15 protein-coding genes and 1 pseudogene are annotated in these 13,541 nt (G+C 39.6%); 9 read left to right on the top strand and 7 right to left on the bottom strand.

What is annotated here, in order from left to right; translation table 11 throughout:
- Positions 1-137 precede the first annotated feature (137 nt).
- The 9 genes and pseudogenes from HEQ19_21910 (at position 138) to HEQ19_21870 (ending at position 8,633) form a co-directional block, all read left to right on the top strand.
- Positions 138-1,331 (top strand): annotated as a pseudogene (locus tag HEQ19_21910) (ShlB/FhaC/HecB family hemolysin secretion/activation protein).
- 337 nt (positions 1,332-1,668) lie between these two features.
- Positions 1,669-2,883 carry a helicase-related protein gene (locus HEQ19_21905; GenBank protein ID WZI66981.1) on the top strand — a complete coding sequence of 405 codons (1,215 nt, stop codon included), beginning with the start codon at positions 1,669-1,671 and terminating at the stop codon, positions 2,881-2,883.
- An 892-nt stretch (positions 2,884-3,775) separates the two neighbouring features.
- Positions 3,776-4,315: a GAF domain-containing protein gene (locus HEQ19_21900; GenBank protein ID WYM01767.1), complete on the top strand. Its 540-nt coding sequence runs from the start codon at positions 3,776-3,778 to the stop codon at positions 4,313-4,315.
- A gap of 1,073 nt (positions 4,316-5,388) precedes the next feature.
- Positions 5,389-5,817, top strand: coding sequence for a hypothetical protein (locus HEQ19_21895; GenBank protein ID WYM01766.1), 429 nt, complete (start codon positions 5,389-5,391; stop codon positions 5,815-5,817).
- Positions 5,818-5,857: 40 nt separating this feature from the next.
- Complete coding sequence (locus HEQ19_21890; GenBank protein WYM01765.1) at positions 5,858-6,136, top strand: hypothetical protein; 279 nt, start codon at positions 5,858-5,860, stop codon at positions 6,134-6,136.
- Positions 6,137-6,138: 2 nt separating this feature from the next.
- The gene (locus HEQ19_21885) at positions 6,139-6,450 is read left to right on the top strand and encodes a hypothetical protein (GenBank protein ID WYM01764.1); all 312 of its coding nucleotides are present in this window, start codon (positions 6,139-6,141) and stop codon (positions 6,448-6,450) included.
- Positions 6,451-6,761: 311 nt separating this feature from the next.
- Positions 6,762-7,124, top strand: coding sequence for a hypothetical protein (locus HEQ19_21880; GenBank protein WYM03543.1), 363 nt, complete (start codon positions 6,762-6,764; stop codon positions 7,122-7,124).
- 143 nt (positions 7,125-7,267) lie between these two features.
- Positions 7,268-8,269 carry an LLM class flavin-dependent oxidoreductase gene (locus HEQ19_21875; protein WYM01763.1) on the top strand — a complete coding sequence of 334 codons (1,002 nt, stop codon included), beginning with the start codon at positions 7,268-7,270 and terminating at the stop codon, positions 8,267-8,269.
- Positions 8,262-8,633, top strand: coding sequence for a hypothetical protein (locus HEQ19_21870; protein ID WYM01762.1), 372 nt, complete (start codon positions 8,262-8,264; stop codon positions 8,631-8,633). The genes HEQ19_21875 and HEQ19_21870 overlap by 8 nt, the downstream gene beginning before the upstream one ends.
- A gap of 165 nt (positions 8,634-8,798) precedes the next feature.
- Here the strand turns inward: HEQ19_21870 and hypB are convergent, their stop codons facing one another.
- The 7 genes from hypB to HEQ19_21835 form a co-directional block, all read right to left on the bottom strand.
- Entirely contained in the window at positions 8,799-9,641 is an 843-nt protein-coding gene (gene hypB / locus HEQ19_21865) for a hydrogenase nickel incorporation protein HypB (protein ID WYM01761.1), read from the bottom strand.
- Complete coding sequence (locus tag HEQ19_21860; protein WYM01760.1) at positions 9,632-9,973, bottom strand: hydrogenase maturation nickel metallochaperone HypA; 342 nt, start codon at positions 9,971-9,973, stop codon at positions 9,632-9,634. The genes hypB and HEQ19_21860 overlap by 10 nt, the downstream gene beginning before the upstream one ends.
- Before the next feature lie 363 nt (positions 9,974-10,336).
- Positions 10,337-11,440, bottom strand: a complete 1,104-nt coding sequence (hypE, locus tag HEQ19_21855; GenBank protein ID WYM01759.1) for a hydrogenase expression/formation protein HypE — start codon at positions 11,438-11,440, stop codon at positions 10,337-10,339.
- A gap of 98 nt (positions 11,441-11,538) precedes the next feature.
- The gene (locus HEQ19_21850) at positions 11,539-11,754 is read right to left on the bottom strand and encodes a 4-oxalocrotonate tautomerase family protein (protein ID WYM01758.1); all 216 of its coding nucleotides are present in this window, start codon (positions 11,752-11,754) and stop codon (positions 11,539-11,541) included.
- Positions 11,755-11,786: 32 nt separating this feature from the next.
- A complete protein-coding gene (gene hypD, locus HEQ19_21845) occupies positions 11,787-12,971 on the bottom strand; it encodes a hydrogenase formation protein HypD (GenBank protein ID WYM01757.1) in 1,185 nt (394 codons plus the stop codon).
- Positions 12,972-13,015: 44 nt separating this feature from the next.
- A complete protein-coding gene (locus HEQ19_21840; GenBank protein ID WYM01756.1) occupies positions 13,016-13,270 on the bottom strand; it encodes a HypC/HybG/HupF family hydrogenase formation chaperone in 255 nt (84 codons plus the stop codon).
- A gap of 119 nt (positions 13,271-13,389) precedes the next feature.
- Positions 13,390-13,530 carry a hypothetical protein gene (locus tag HEQ19_21835; GenBank protein WYM01755.1) on the bottom strand — a complete coding sequence of 47 codons (141 nt, stop codon included), beginning with the start codon at positions 13,528-13,530 and terminating at the stop codon, positions 13,390-13,392.
- Positions 13,531-13,541 lie beyond the last annotated feature (11 nt).

Genomic DNA, 13,541 nt, shown 5'->3' with positions numbered 1-13,541 from the left:
CAGATCTTCGTAGGGGCGCAAGGCCTTGCGCCCCAAAAGCGTGGTCTATTTACCTGAAAATGGCTGTAATCCAAAATCCAAAATCCAAAATCTAAAATTGTTTGCCCCTTGTGGTCGGGGTCAATCCAAAACTTGTACTGAGCGAAGTCGAAGTATCCAAAATCCAAAATCGTTTGACTGCTCTATACAATCAGTATTTACGCTGTTAGCATTTGTAAAAATAACAGATAATTGCACCGCAGACATTAAAAGATGGTGTAATCAAAATTCAGGTGGTCGAGGGTAGTTTACAGGAAATAAAAATTGTTGGGAATCGACGATTAAACAATGGATATATTCGTTCGCGCATCCTACTTGGTGCGGGAAAACCCCTGAATGTACCGCGCTTACTAGAAAAGCTCCAACTACTCCGCCTCGATCCGCTGATTCAAAACCTGTCAGCTGAGTTACAGACTGGTGTTCGTCCGGGAAGCAATGTGTTAAGAGTAGAGGTTAAAGAAGCAAATACGTTCACAGTTACCACAACCCTAGATAATGGGCGATCGCCAAGTGTGGGGAGTTTTCGCCGGGGAGTGAATCTACAAGAAGCGAATTTACTGGGCTTAGGTGACACCCTCAGTGTCGGCTATGTCAATACCGATGGTAGTAATACTGTCAATGCCAATTACACATTGCCCATTAACGCCCACAATGGTACTGTCTGGTTTGGTTTTAATCAAGGTTGGAATCACGTAATTGAAGAGCCATTCAGCGTTCTAGATATTCAATCAAATACCACATCTTATGAATTGGGCTATCGACAACCATTGCTGCAAAAACCCAATCAGGATTTAGCTATTGGGCTATCGTTCTCGCGCCAACAAAGCCAAACTGCGTTGGGTATTGATAACATTGGGCCGTTTCGACTCTCACCGGGTGCAGATGAGAACGGTAAAACCAATATTTCTGCTTTACGGTTTTTTCAGGAGTATACCCAGCGCAGTAATCAGTACGTGTTTGCAATGCGATCGCAATTTAGCATAGGTGTAGATTGGTTTGGTGCGAATGTGAGTGAAGATGCTCCAGATAGCCGCTTTTTTGCTTGGCGGGGACAGGCGCAGTGGGTGCGACAATTGGCACCAGACACGCTATTTTTAGCCAGAGGCGATTTACAACTCGCTGCAAATTCCCTCTTACCTTTAGAGCAATTTGGTGTTGGTGGACAGCTAAGTGTCCGGGGCTATCGTCAGGATACATTGCTTACAGACAATGGCATGTTTTTTTCCGCAGAATTTCGGTTGCCCATTGTGCGTGCCCCCAACCAGGGAGGAGTGCTACAATTGACACCCTTTGGCACTACCAATACCATTGTCAACCCAAATGGTAATAACTTTACTATTTTGAATGGAATTGAAAAAGGTAATAATTTATGGCTCTTGCGTGTGTAGCGTGCTTAATTATTAATGAAAGTCGATTAAATTGCTTTAATAACAAGGCTTACAGGCGTTTATAATTTGATTTTTAGTAACAGGAGCTCAAATACAAAAAATAATGGCTTTTATCGGAGCCACGCAAGGGTTTCAAACTTATTTTTTAACAAATTCAGCACGCTAAGTACGGAAGAGCCGCAAGAACCGTCATTTTTATCGACTGGCACAAATAGATCAGCGTTCCTGTTTAGGTTTTTTGATGACCCTTTACCGCAAGCGTTTGACCAGTTCATTTTATGCCATCAAGTCATCTCTGCAGCGTCGTTTGGATTATCTGTTAACTCAACAGGGAAGCGTTTTAAGTGACGACGATTTGGTGGATGTGGATAATGAAGATGATACCATAATTGCGGGACTGGAATCTTTCTTTGAACCAGTAGACCCCCAAGAAATTCAATATCTTGAAGAATTACTACGCCAATTTGAAAACACTGGGGAAGATAGCAAGCTTTCTCGCTTTATTCAAATTTTACGCCAAGAATTAACTGAGCGAGAAAGTGCGATTGTTTTCACCCAGTACACTGACACGATGGACTATCTGCGAGATACATTGAAGGAGTTGTATGGTAGTCAAGTAGCTTGTTATTCTGGTCGTGGTGGTGAATTGTTGACAGTTAACAGTTACCCGTTGACTGAACAATCCAACCAACAGTCAACAGCCAACAGTCAACCAAATTGGTGTTTAGTTCCCAAAGAAGAAATTAAACGCCGATTCCGCCAAGATGAAATCAAAATTCTCCTCTGTACTGAATCTGCTTCCGAGGGTTTAAACTTACAAAATTGCGGAGTGTTGATTAACTATGATATGCCTTGGAATCCCATGCGGGTTGAACAGCGCATTGGCAGAATTGACCGCATTGGACAAAGGTATTCTACTGTGCGAATCCACAATTTTTACTATGATGGCACAGTAGAAGCGAAGGTTTATAAAAAATTACGCGATCGCATTAATGCTTTTGCCACTGTTGTTGGTAATCTTCAACCTATTTTAGCACAAGTCCCCACTTTTATTGAACAAGCGGCTATGAGCGCTGACCCTGAAGAAGAAGATGTTTTAATGTCTGAATTCGATTCTGTGTTAGACAGTCCACCACCTCGTTTAGCAATTGAGGAAATGGTAGCGATGGATTTGGACGCTGATTTAGCAGAAATTCAAAAACCCATTTCTGCTGCTCCCTTTACACCAGAAACAATTGAGCAATTATTCACCTCCTCCGCACTTTTAAAAGCCAATGGTGTGCAGTTTGAGAGAAGGACTGAGGGAACTTGGCAACTGACTTATAAAAGGCAGAATTACACAGTTACTTTTTATCCTAATGTTTTTGATGAAACGCCTTCCCTACGATTAATGAATTTTGGCGATCCTTTGTTTGAACAATTGCTGCAAGTAGTTGATTCCTCTAGTGATAGATAAGTCGGTATTTATTAAAAAAATTGCACAATATTATATATATGTAATCATTTGCAATCTTTGTTAATAAAATCTTCATAGAAAATGTCTAAAAAGGACTACTACTCTGTCAAGATAAAAATGATGGACTGTAGTGTGGGCATCTTGCCCGCGTGAGCGAGACGCTCACACTACCAAAAATCCCTCAAAACAAAATTGACAGACTACTACTCCCGAACCGCTGGAAGATTACCGTTCCCTACGGGACGCTACGCGTAAGCGAAGCTATGCCGCAGGCTTTACGCGGAGCGTCCCGTAGGGAAATAATTTTGAGCTTCTGCATTCGCGTTGGCGGAGCCTAAGAAGAGAAGCGTCTGTCTTCGACACGCTACGCGAACGTAGAGAAGAAGGAAAATTATAGCGGTTATCGGTTGAGTCCAATACACTCGTAAGGGCACGGCGCTGCCGTGCCCCTACACGCGACGATATAATTTTGTATTGTATCCAACTGAGAACCGCTATATAGGTAATCTTAGACCGGGAAGTGACTAATTGACGATTCCCAGGTTTAATGTGGGTATTTCGCTGCTCAAAATCCAAATCTTTGGGAAAATTTAACAACTTTGAATTTTTGTAATTTTTAATTTTTTATTTATAATTTGCTGAAACCCTTGAAGCTTTAAGTGGTATAATCTTTATGAGTAAGTTAATCTTTTTTAGTATATTTAGGTAATTTAGACTTAAAAAACATTACACATAGAAGCGAACGAGTGGATAAAAAGTTGTGTTGAGTACAGAAATGAGATAATTTATTATTTTTTGGAGTTCTGTGACTGCATGATGATTTTTCAGAAAAAGTGATAATTTAGTTACTATAAAAATCCGAAAGTAATTACTCATTCGTCATTTTAAACCTGTGCAAATTCATTCTTTCTCAGAATTCAACCCTGGCTCACCTAGGCGTTATGACGGTGGCTTACAAAGAGTGCTTGAGCGCCTTGTGAGAAATGTTCAGCGAGATAACTTGGTTCGAGAAACGATCATCCAACTCAGAGAATCGCTCCAGGTTGATCGGGTGGTGTTGTATTATTTTTATGGAGAATGGCAAGGCCAAGTGACCTGTGAATCTTTAAGTTCTGATCAATACTCAATCTTCGGTTCAACTGGTGCTGATGATTGTTTTAACCAAGAGTATGCCAATTTATATTTAGCAGGAAGAGTGCGGGCGATCGCGGATATTAACTCAGAACCAATCCAAGATTGTCACCGAGATTTTCTCCACAGTTTGCAAGTCCGCGCCAACCTAGTTGTACCAGTTTTGATGCCCAGAGGATTATGGGGATTGTTAGCAGCTCATCATTGTCAATCACCTTACCCTTGGTCGCCATCAAATATTGAACAGATGACAAAAGGGGCGCAAACCCTAGCAAAAGCGCCTTGTATCCTAGAAAGTTAGGCGCATAAGGTTTTTTTGGCAAAATCAGATATCTTAGATCACTTCGACAGAATGATGGCGCGGAACGCCCACCGTAGCCATCGCGAAATTTTTTGGTTTACTGAATTTGCTGATGAGAACAGGACTTCTGCTGGCAATATTTGCAGTTAAGCTCATTATACGCCTAATCGCCGGGTAATATTAAAGTTTTTGGCCAACTTTTTGGCGTCGTCGCAATATCTGTAGGGGCGCAAGGACTTGGACCCTGTAAGCATGGTTTATTATATTTCCTAGCAACGTATTTATATCTTTATTAAATGGAAATGGTATTATTTATCTGCAACAATTGTCACTTTATAGATGAATATCTGAAAAAGATGATATTTTGGTAAAAGTTAATGGTTTTTTTGATTTTATTATTGTAACTTAGGCATAAAAATATCCTTTGAGTACAAGCTTTTTTGTCCAAATAATTGAGGTAAAAACTTGCCTTTTTCCATAGCCTGTATGGCTTTGAGCTTGAGTACAAAATAGCCCGCACCCTATCCCGTAAATGCTAGTACACCAGCCGAAAAATACTAGAACCCATACCCCAAATAATTTTTTAAACCTTGATAAAGTAAGACTTGTAGGCTTTGAGTACAACCTTAATAAATTTAATAATCTTAATTGAGCTAGGCTAAACTCTGATATCGAGGGGCGACTGATATAAACATTAGTAGGATTTACGCAGAGATTCCCCTCTACCCCCCAACATTCCCAGGTGAAAACCTGACGAACTAGGGGGGACTTCTTAAGTCCTAAATGTTTAATAAACGGTTAACAGTTAACAGTTAACAATCAACAAACTGATAACGTGTTTTTATTTATTATCAGGGCTACAAAATCCTTTATTGTTTGTGAACACTCAAAATTAGTCTTATCTCTCATTTTTGCGCCTATGCGCGTGGAGGGTGAGATTTCTTTGTCGAAATTTACGTTCACAACCTAAACTAGGATAACTGTATTTGCGAAGTAGAAGCAATAACCTACTTGGCCAAACAAAAAAATATTGATATTAATGGGTGCATACTGCCTATGAAGGGAGAGCCAAGATGAGAGTCAAAGTTCTAAATGTTCTCACAGTCTGTGCAATTACCTTAGCTGTGCTGTCTCCAGAAATACTCGTATTAAGCATAGTTTGGGGACGACATATAGAGCTAATAAAAACACAGAGCTTAACTTGTGAAATCAACAATAACATTAGGGTATATGACGCTTTGGCTCTTCAGTCAGAGGGTAAAAATATTCCGCAATCTCAGGCTAGCATAAAAATCTCTGATTGCGCTCTGAATCACCAAAAGCCGATTACTGTTCAACAATACCAATTTACCACTATTTTGCAATTGTTTTTCGTACTTACCCCTATTTGCTTGGGGTTAGGAATTATGATTTACGATAGGTATCTGGTCTATCGTGCTGCAGTTTTGCGAGAACAGGTTGAAACATTAGAAAGATTGTGGCAGCAAAGTATCGAGCAATAAGCATTTCAAATTTCACTCATTCTAAATCTACAAAAGCACCATGACAGAAGAACGCGAACTCTTATATTTTGATTTGATTGACCAGCTACTCAGATGTCCTAATGGTCAGGAACCGGAAGTTTTAGAAGCACAACCAGAATTAATTGATTCTGGCTTTGTATATGCAATGCTGAAAGTAGCAAGTGTATTCGCTCACGAAGGCAATCAAGATGGTGCCCAATTTTTGTTTTTTATTGCTCGTGAATTAGCCAAACAACTAGGATTATACCCTGAAATTGAAGCTACCAATTCTGATGTAGAAGTTTCAAATAAGGAGTAAGAATGTTATTGACAGCAACTGATGCAGGACTTATAGCATTAGAGTTTATCATGGCAGACTGGAACATCTCTGAATCTCACAGAGAGTGGTTCGCAGTTTTTAACTCTCGTCTGATTGGTGAATCTTGGTACGTTGTGGAACTGGGTGTAGCAGGATTTCCTGATCGGTGGTTCATTCAAGTTTACGACACGGGAGCCTGTGACCCAAATTATACATTTATCTCGCCTATTCGTGGTTCAGATGGATATATAGATCTCATCGATTTACCACAATTAGTGGCAGAGGTTTTAGTGTCTGAACGTAATGCCCGATAGTTAAAATTCAAAATCCAAAATTTATATGTGCAATTTAAATGTACATTAATTAAACCTGGAAAATTTGAATTAATAAATTCGAGCATCAATATAATCGATAGACCTCTTGCTAAAGTAGATTGTTTTGAAGTTAACCACGGATATAAATCTGTGGTTACACTGCTGGATTTTGATTTTTTATAGGTTAAACGGAGGTGGTATCTTATTTGATATTGCCTCACTTTATTATGATGGAATTTTAATATATCTACCTAAATAGGTAGAGCAAATGTTATCTTTGAATGACAAATATATGTTATATTAATAGCGTGATGAACGCTACAAAAATATCATTTGCTATGATTGCTGAAGACATCCTAGCCAAGGAATTTACAAGAGTCGTCAATCACTATTACCCAAGTATCGGGGAATTACTTAATGGGTGTTATGTGAAAGTCATCACCTGTTATTGGGGACGACCTGCTAAACGCTTACAATACATAGGAATTTATTGCTCTACCGAAATGATGCCCTATGTGCAAGCTCAAAAAGAAATCTTGAGAGAAATAGCAGACAATATGGGACTCGTTCAGGTAGTTTGTATTAATGCCAAACCAATACTGCGCGATCCGATGTCGAAACTCAAAAAGACCAATCCGCGCTTATGGTTGGAATTACAGTGGGTTGCAACCTAAACAGGACTTACTTACGTGTCACATTTAAAGAATGGTGCGTGACGCCACAAGTCCTGGCGGACAATATTTATCGCAGCGTCACACACCCTAGGATTATTAATGTGCCTCCAGAGTAGGTCTGACTAAAATAGCTATTGCCAAGAATGAAAACTGGACTTTTCTGCAATTACGACAATCATCACCAAGATACCCGTCGCGCCCTCAAAGAGCAAGTCGCGCTGGTCAAACACGCGGAAAGCTTAGATTTTGAAGAAGCCTGGGTGAGCGAACATCATTTTAATGAATTGAATCTCAGTCCGTCAATTTTGGTGTTGATGGCACATTTGGCGGGAGTAACTTCAACTATCCGATTAGGGACAGCAGCGGTGTTGCTGGCGTTTCATGACCCGATTAGGGTTGCTGAGGACATTGCGACTTTGGATAACCTGTGCAATGGACGGCTAGCATTTGGAATTGCTAAAGGTGGACCCTTTCCCGAACAAAATAAGCATTTTGCCATTCCCATGAGTGAATCCCGTGGCATGATGCTAGAGTCAATCGCATTGATTCAAAGGCTTTTATATGAAACAAATGTATCATTTAATGGGCAATATTATCAATGCGATCGCCTGACAATTTATCCGAAACCTTTACAACCAAAAATTCCCGTTTATGTAGCTAGTGGTAGTGATGACAGCATTGAATTTGCTGCTAAAAACGCCTTTGGCTTGATGGGAGGACCACCGTTTTCTCTGGAAAGATTGAAGAAAACTGTTGCCAAATATCGTGCTTTAAATTCCAGTGATTCTGAAGACTTAATACTGGCACGTTTCTTCTTTGTCGGCAGAACTTATGATGAGGCTGTGAGTGAGGCGTTACCTTATATCCGTAAATTTAGCCTGAAAATGAAAGCCAATTCGGCGCAAGTAATGCAAAAGAGTTCGCCCAATCATCAGTTATTTGATCATACAAATATTTGTTATGACGAAGACTATTTAATTGAGAACTCAATTATCGGTGATGTGGGAATCTGTCGCGACAAAATCAAAAAATTTCAGGATGAATTGCAACTAGGTACACTAGCACTTAAACCCTCGTCTTTTGAAGAGCAAAAAAACCTGGACAGCTTGACGCGCTATAACCAAGAGGTGCGGAATTATGTCTAAATTAAACCTGCTTCCTCCTGATGATTTACCACCAACTGAGGTGACAACCCAGGATGGAATGCTGTATCTAGAAATAGAACAATCGATTGGCAGATGCTTTTATCAAGCCTGCGATCGCATTACCCAAGCATTGTTGTCTAATTGTCAGTGGTATCTTACCACTAACTCTACTACTCTGATGCTGATTATTGACTGCCCTGATATAGTATCTTACTGGCATATCGTTAGCAATATTCCGCAATTGGGTAATCGGTTGGAACGGTTTACCAAAAATGCCAAAATCAGGGTTTATCCCCCATTTGGTAAAGGTAATCCGTTTGAAATCGGTGTCAAGGAAATCTCAGCTTATCGCGATTGGTTGTAAATCAAAACTGGTGGGTTTGTGTTGATAGCTATGATCGAGAATTATTAACAGTCCATGTACGTCGATAATTTTGGATAATTATCGACGTTTTTCTGTGCTTAAAGCTGATCTCTCACCTCTTACTCTCTACGACTCTGCGCCTCTGCGTGATACAAACGAAAATGTTTATGCAGAAATTAAACTAGAAGAACTTCCTACCTTTTGAGATAGCCAAGCATACCAATTATCTAAACCTGAGCCAGTCGTAGCCGAAACTTGAAAAATTTGAATTTGCGGATTTACCTGCTTCGCATAGTCTAGACATTTTTGTAGATCAAATTGCAGGTAAGGTAGTAAATCAATTTTAGTAAGAATCATTATCTCACTAGCGCGGAACATGTGGGGATATTTTATTGGTTTATCTTCTCCCTCTGTTACCGAAAGAATTACTACTTTGGCTTGTTCGCCTAAATCAAATAAGGCGGGACAAACCAAATTACCCACATTTTCAATCATCACTACAGAATTTAGCGGTGGGTTGAGTTGTTGTAAACCCCTGTCTATCATTGATGCATCTAAATGACAGCCCGTACCGGTGTTGATTTGGACAACTTTACAGCCTGTTTCTTTAATTTTTTCAGCATCATTAGTTGTTTCTTGGTCGCCTTCAATGACACTGATAGACAACTTATCTTTTAAATCATTGATTGTGCGAGTTAAGAGTGTAGTTTTTCCTGCTCCAGGGGAACTCATTAAATTTAAAGCCAGGATATTTCGACCTTTAAACCAGCCGCGATTTTGGGCAGCTAAAAGGTTATTTTTGGCTAAAATATCCTGTTCTAAGGATATAGTTGTGTTATGTATTTTGGCGTGAATGTGGGATAGTTCCTCATAACTGTGGGAATGGGTAATTACAGTTCCATCGGCTAAAGTGTGAGTATGATGATGGTGATTGTGTTCAACTGCACCATTTTCTAAATTTGTAACTTTAGCTTCAGCATCATCCGAACAACCGCAGGTTACACACATACTTCCTCTATTTCTATTTCTTTAATTTTTAGTTCTTCACCATTGATTAAATCTAATTCCAGGCTACCACATTGACATATACCAAAAGGCTTGTCTAAAGCAATTTCTGCACCACATTGGCGACATTTTCCTAAACCGGTAATTTCTAAAATTTCTAAGGTTGAGCCTGCTAAAACTGTACCTTGGCTGCAAATATCAAAACAAAATCGGATAGCATCAGGCATTATAGCAGAAAGTTTGCCAATTTCTAATAACACTCGGCTAACTTTTGCGCCTTTAGCGTGTTCGCTGACGATAGCGACAATATTTTGGGTAATTCCTAATTCGTGCATAGATTTATTACGCTGCGCGTGTCAATTGTTAGTTGTGCTTTGTTCTTTACTAATAACAAATGATGACTCTGACTAGTAAGGTTTTTTGGCACAGATATACTGATTCAGGACTTACGCTAGTCTCACATTTACAGCACTTTTCAGGTATTTAGACCACACGCGGATATCTGTATTTCTTTGTTCCTTTGCGCCTTTGCGCCTTTGCGTGAGATATAAAAATGTGGTTCATTTACCTGAAAATCGCTGTAAAGAATGGTGCGTGACGCCAGAATTCCTGTACCTGCGTACAATATTTATCGCAGCGTCACGCACCCTACGATTATTAATGTAGTGCAGATGACCAATGACAAATGACCTAATTATTTAACAAATTCGTGGTAATTGATCACCGACAAGCATATCAACGATGCGTTCAGTATTAAAAGCAGTTTTTAACAAAACAACACCAGGAGGTGAAGGAATAACTGTACCGATAATACAGGCGTCTTTTCCCGCTGGGTGCAATTTCATGGCTGATAAAACAGTGTTAGCTTTTTCGCCTGGTACTACTACAACTAACTTACCTTCATTTGCTAGATATAAGGGGTCTAAACCGAGAATTTCGCAAACCCCTTGAACCTGTTCATTGACTGGTATAGACTTTTCATATATCCGAATTCCTACATCAGAACTGAGAGCAAATTCATTTAAGACTGTAGCTAAACCGCCGCGTGTAGCATCCCGCATGGCGTGAACTTCGGGACATACTTTGAGGATAGTTTCTACTAAACTATGCAAAGGCTGACAGTCACTTTCTATATTAGAATCTAATGCTAATTCTCCACGGGCGATTAAAATAGCAGTACCATGATTTCCTAATTCACCATTAATAATGATTGCATCTCCTGGTTGAATATTATGAGCAGAAATATTAACTCCTGGGGGAATTACGCCAATTCCCGCAGTATTAATGAACAATTTATCAGCAGCACCACGATGAACAACTTTCGTGTCACCGGTAACAATTTGGACGCCTGCTTTATTAGCTGCTGCTTTCATACTAGCTACAACACGCCGTAAAGTTTCTATTGGTAAACCTTCTTCTAAAATAACGCTACAGGTAAGATATAAAGGTTTGGCACCACTGACGGCTAAATCATTTATTGTCCCATTGACAGCTAATTCTCCAATATCACTACCAGGAAAAAATAACGGGTCTACAACATAGGAATCAGTTGTAAATGCTAGTCTATCTCCTTGTTGCATGAGACTGGCTAAATTAAAACTGGCTTGGTCTTCTAATTGAGAGAGAATCGGATTATCAAAACTATTAACAAAAATATCATCAATCAAATCGCGCATCGCTTTACCACCGCTACCATGTGCGAGATTTATATGAGTATCTCGCACCTTACCTTGACGACGGCGAACTTGTTCAATTTTTTGAAATAGGGGGTTTTCTAGTGAGTGATTTTGGGATAAATCCATATTTTAACAGTAGATTCATATTTAAATACCAATTAAATACCAGAAATTCCCCTGAATAATATTACGTATTGTTTAACGGCTATACGCAGTAAAAAAAATTATCTACCGGCTTCATCATGTCTACCACGATGTCTATCAGAATGCAATATCCCGCCAACAGCCCAATTTTCTCGTGCAAATTCATCAATATGAACAGTTATCCATTCAGGTTTGGTATCTAAAGCTGAAACTAAGGCGTTAGTAATGGCTTCTACTAGTCGCCGTTTTTTCTCGATGGAATGACCTTGGGCAATTTGAATTGTAACAAATGGCATAGATTTTATCCTCCAATCATGTTTTAGTTTGGCTATTCCACAGGATTAGCACAGGAAGGTAAGGGTTCTTGGTTCAGGCTAACCTTTGATGGTTCAGCCATTGTTTTTTTGGCAATATTCGACAGTTTGCCATATTTATAATAAGCTGCACAAGCCCCTTCAGAAGATACCATGCAAGCACCAATTGGTGTTTCGGGTGTGCAAGCTGTACCAAATACTTTACATTGCCAAGGTTTTAAGACTCCCTTAAGAATTTCGCCACATTTACAGGCTTTATGGTCGGCTATTTTTAGGTGAGGAATTGTAAATTTTAATTCAGCATCAAATTGAGTATATTCAGGACGAATTTTTAACCCTGAATAGGGGATTTCACCCAAGCCGCGCCAATCAAAATTATCTCGGACTGTAAACACTTGATTCATCGCTGTAAGTGCTACAGAATTTCCTTCATTTTTGACTATGCGATTGTATTGGTTTTCAACTTCACAGCGATTTTCTACTAGCTGATGCAATAGCATCCAAATCGATTGGATGATGTCTAAAGGTTCAAATCCTGAGACAACTATTGGCTTATGATATTGTTGAGAAATAAATTGATAAGGGTCAGTGCCAATTACCATGCTGACATGACCAGGACCGACAAAGCCATCTAATTGTAAATCGGGGTTATTTAGTAGTGCTTGTAAGGCGGGAATCACGAGGACGTGATTACAAAACATACTAAAATTAGGAATATTTTCCGCTGCAGCTTGGAGAATTGTAAAAGCTGTGCTGGGGGCTGTAGTTTCAAAGCCTAAAGCAAAGAAAACTACTTCTTTGTCGGGGTTATCTTTAGCAATTTGTAGGCTATCGAGAGGAGAGTAAACCATGCGAATATCTGCGCCCGTGGCTTTGGCTTGGAGTAAGCTGGTGTGAGAACCAGGAACCCGCATGGCATCACCAAAGGTGGCGAAAATTACGTTAGAATTTTGGGAGATGGCGATCGCATCATCTAATCTCCCTTTTGGCATAACACAAACTGGACAACCAGGTCCATGAATTAATTCAATGGTATCTGGCAAAATTTCCTCAATACCGTACTTAAATATAGAATGGGTATGACCGCCACATACTTCCATTATTTTAATAGGTTTCCCTAGGATGTGACATAATTTTTCTATTTGCCATACTAAGGCTTCAGCTTTGTAAGGGTCGCGAAATTCGTCAACGTATTTCATATTAATTCTGGTTATGGCGCTAAAGCGCTACTACGAACTAGTTATTAGTAATCAACCATTAATTCTTCTATTTCTTGCAAAAGTTGTAATGTTTCTGCGGCTTCTTGGGCGTTAATGCGATTCATCGCAAAGCCTACATGAACTAATACCCAATCTCCAATACACGCTTCGGGGGGATGTTGTTCGTCAATGATGCAAGCTATATTTACTTGTCGCTTGACACCAGCAACGTTGACAATGGCTAATTTGTGATTAATGTTTGTTATTTCGACAATTTGACCGGGTATTCCTAAACACATTTTTATTTTCCTTTTTCAGGATAAAGGAACAAAAGAGAAGACGGACAAGAACCTCACCCCCAACCCCCTAAGCGCAAGCGAGGAGGGGGCGATAATATACATCGCTAGACGGGGAAACGTTATATAGCTGAAATCTTGAGCAATGACAAATGACAAATGACAAAGAGTAATGAGTAATGAGTAATGAGTAATGAGTAATGAGTAATGAGTAATGAGTAATGAGTAATGACAAATGACAAATGACAAATGACAAATGACAACCCTAAGCAGT

The organism is Gloeotrichia echinulata CP02 (assembly GCA_038087035.1).
In the GTDB taxonomy this organism is placed as follows: domain Bacteria; phylum Cyanobacteriota; class Cyanobacteriia; order Cyanobacteriales; family Nostocaceae; genus Gloeotrichia; species Gloeotrichia echinulata.
This window is presented reverse-complemented; position numbering and strand designations above follow the sequence as displayed.

Bases quoted from the DNA above. Each gene is read 5' to 3' on its own strand.
- HEQ19_21880 (WYM03543.1), top strand. From the start codon at position 6,762: ATGAACGCTACAAAAATATCATTTGCTATGATTGCTGAAGACATCCTA.
- HEQ19_21860 (WYM01760.1), bottom strand. From the start codon at position 9,973: ATGCACGAATTAGGAATTACCCAAAATATTGTCGCTATCGTCAGCGAA.
- HEQ19_21895 (WYM01766.1), top strand. From the start codon at position 5,389: ATGAGAGTCAAAGTTCTAAATGTTCTCACAGTCTGTGCAATTACCTTA.
- HEQ19_21870 (WYM01762.1), top strand. From the start codon at position 8,262: ATGTCTAAATTAAACCTGCTTCCTCCTGATGATTTACCACCAACTGAG.
- hypD (WYM01757.1), bottom strand. From the start codon at position 12,971: ATGAAATACGTTGACGAATTTCGCGACCCTTACAAAGCTGAAGCCTTA.
- HEQ19_21905 (WZI66981.1), top strand. From the start codon at position 1,669: ATGACCCTTTACCGCAAGCGTTTGACCAGTTCATTTTATGCCATCAAG.
- HEQ19_21885 (WYM01764.1), top strand. From the start codon at position 6,139: ATGTTATTGACAGCAACTGATGCAGGACTTATAGCATTAGAGTTTATC.
- HEQ19_21850 (WYM01758.1), bottom strand. From the start codon at position 11,754: ATGCCATTTGTTACAATTCAAATTGCCCAAGGTCATTCCATCGAGAAA.
- HEQ19_21890 (WYM01765.1), top strand. From the start codon at position 5,858: ATGACAGAAGAACGCGAACTCTTATATTTTGATTTGATTGACCAGCTA.
- hypB (WYM01761.1), bottom strand. From the start codon at position 9,641: ATGTGTGTAACCTGCGGTTGTTCGGATGATGCTGAAGCTAAAGTTACA.
- HEQ19_21875 (WYM01763.1), top strand. From the start codon at position 7,268: ATGAAAACTGGACTTTTCTGCAATTACGACAATCATCACCAAGATACC.
- hypE (WYM01759.1), bottom strand. From the start codon at position 11,440: ATGGATTTATCCCAAAATCACTCACTAGAAAACCCCCTATTTCAAAAA.
- HEQ19_21840 (WYM01756.1), bottom strand. From the start codon at position 13,270: ATGTGTTTAGGAATACCCGGTCAAATTGTCGAAATAACAAACATTAAT.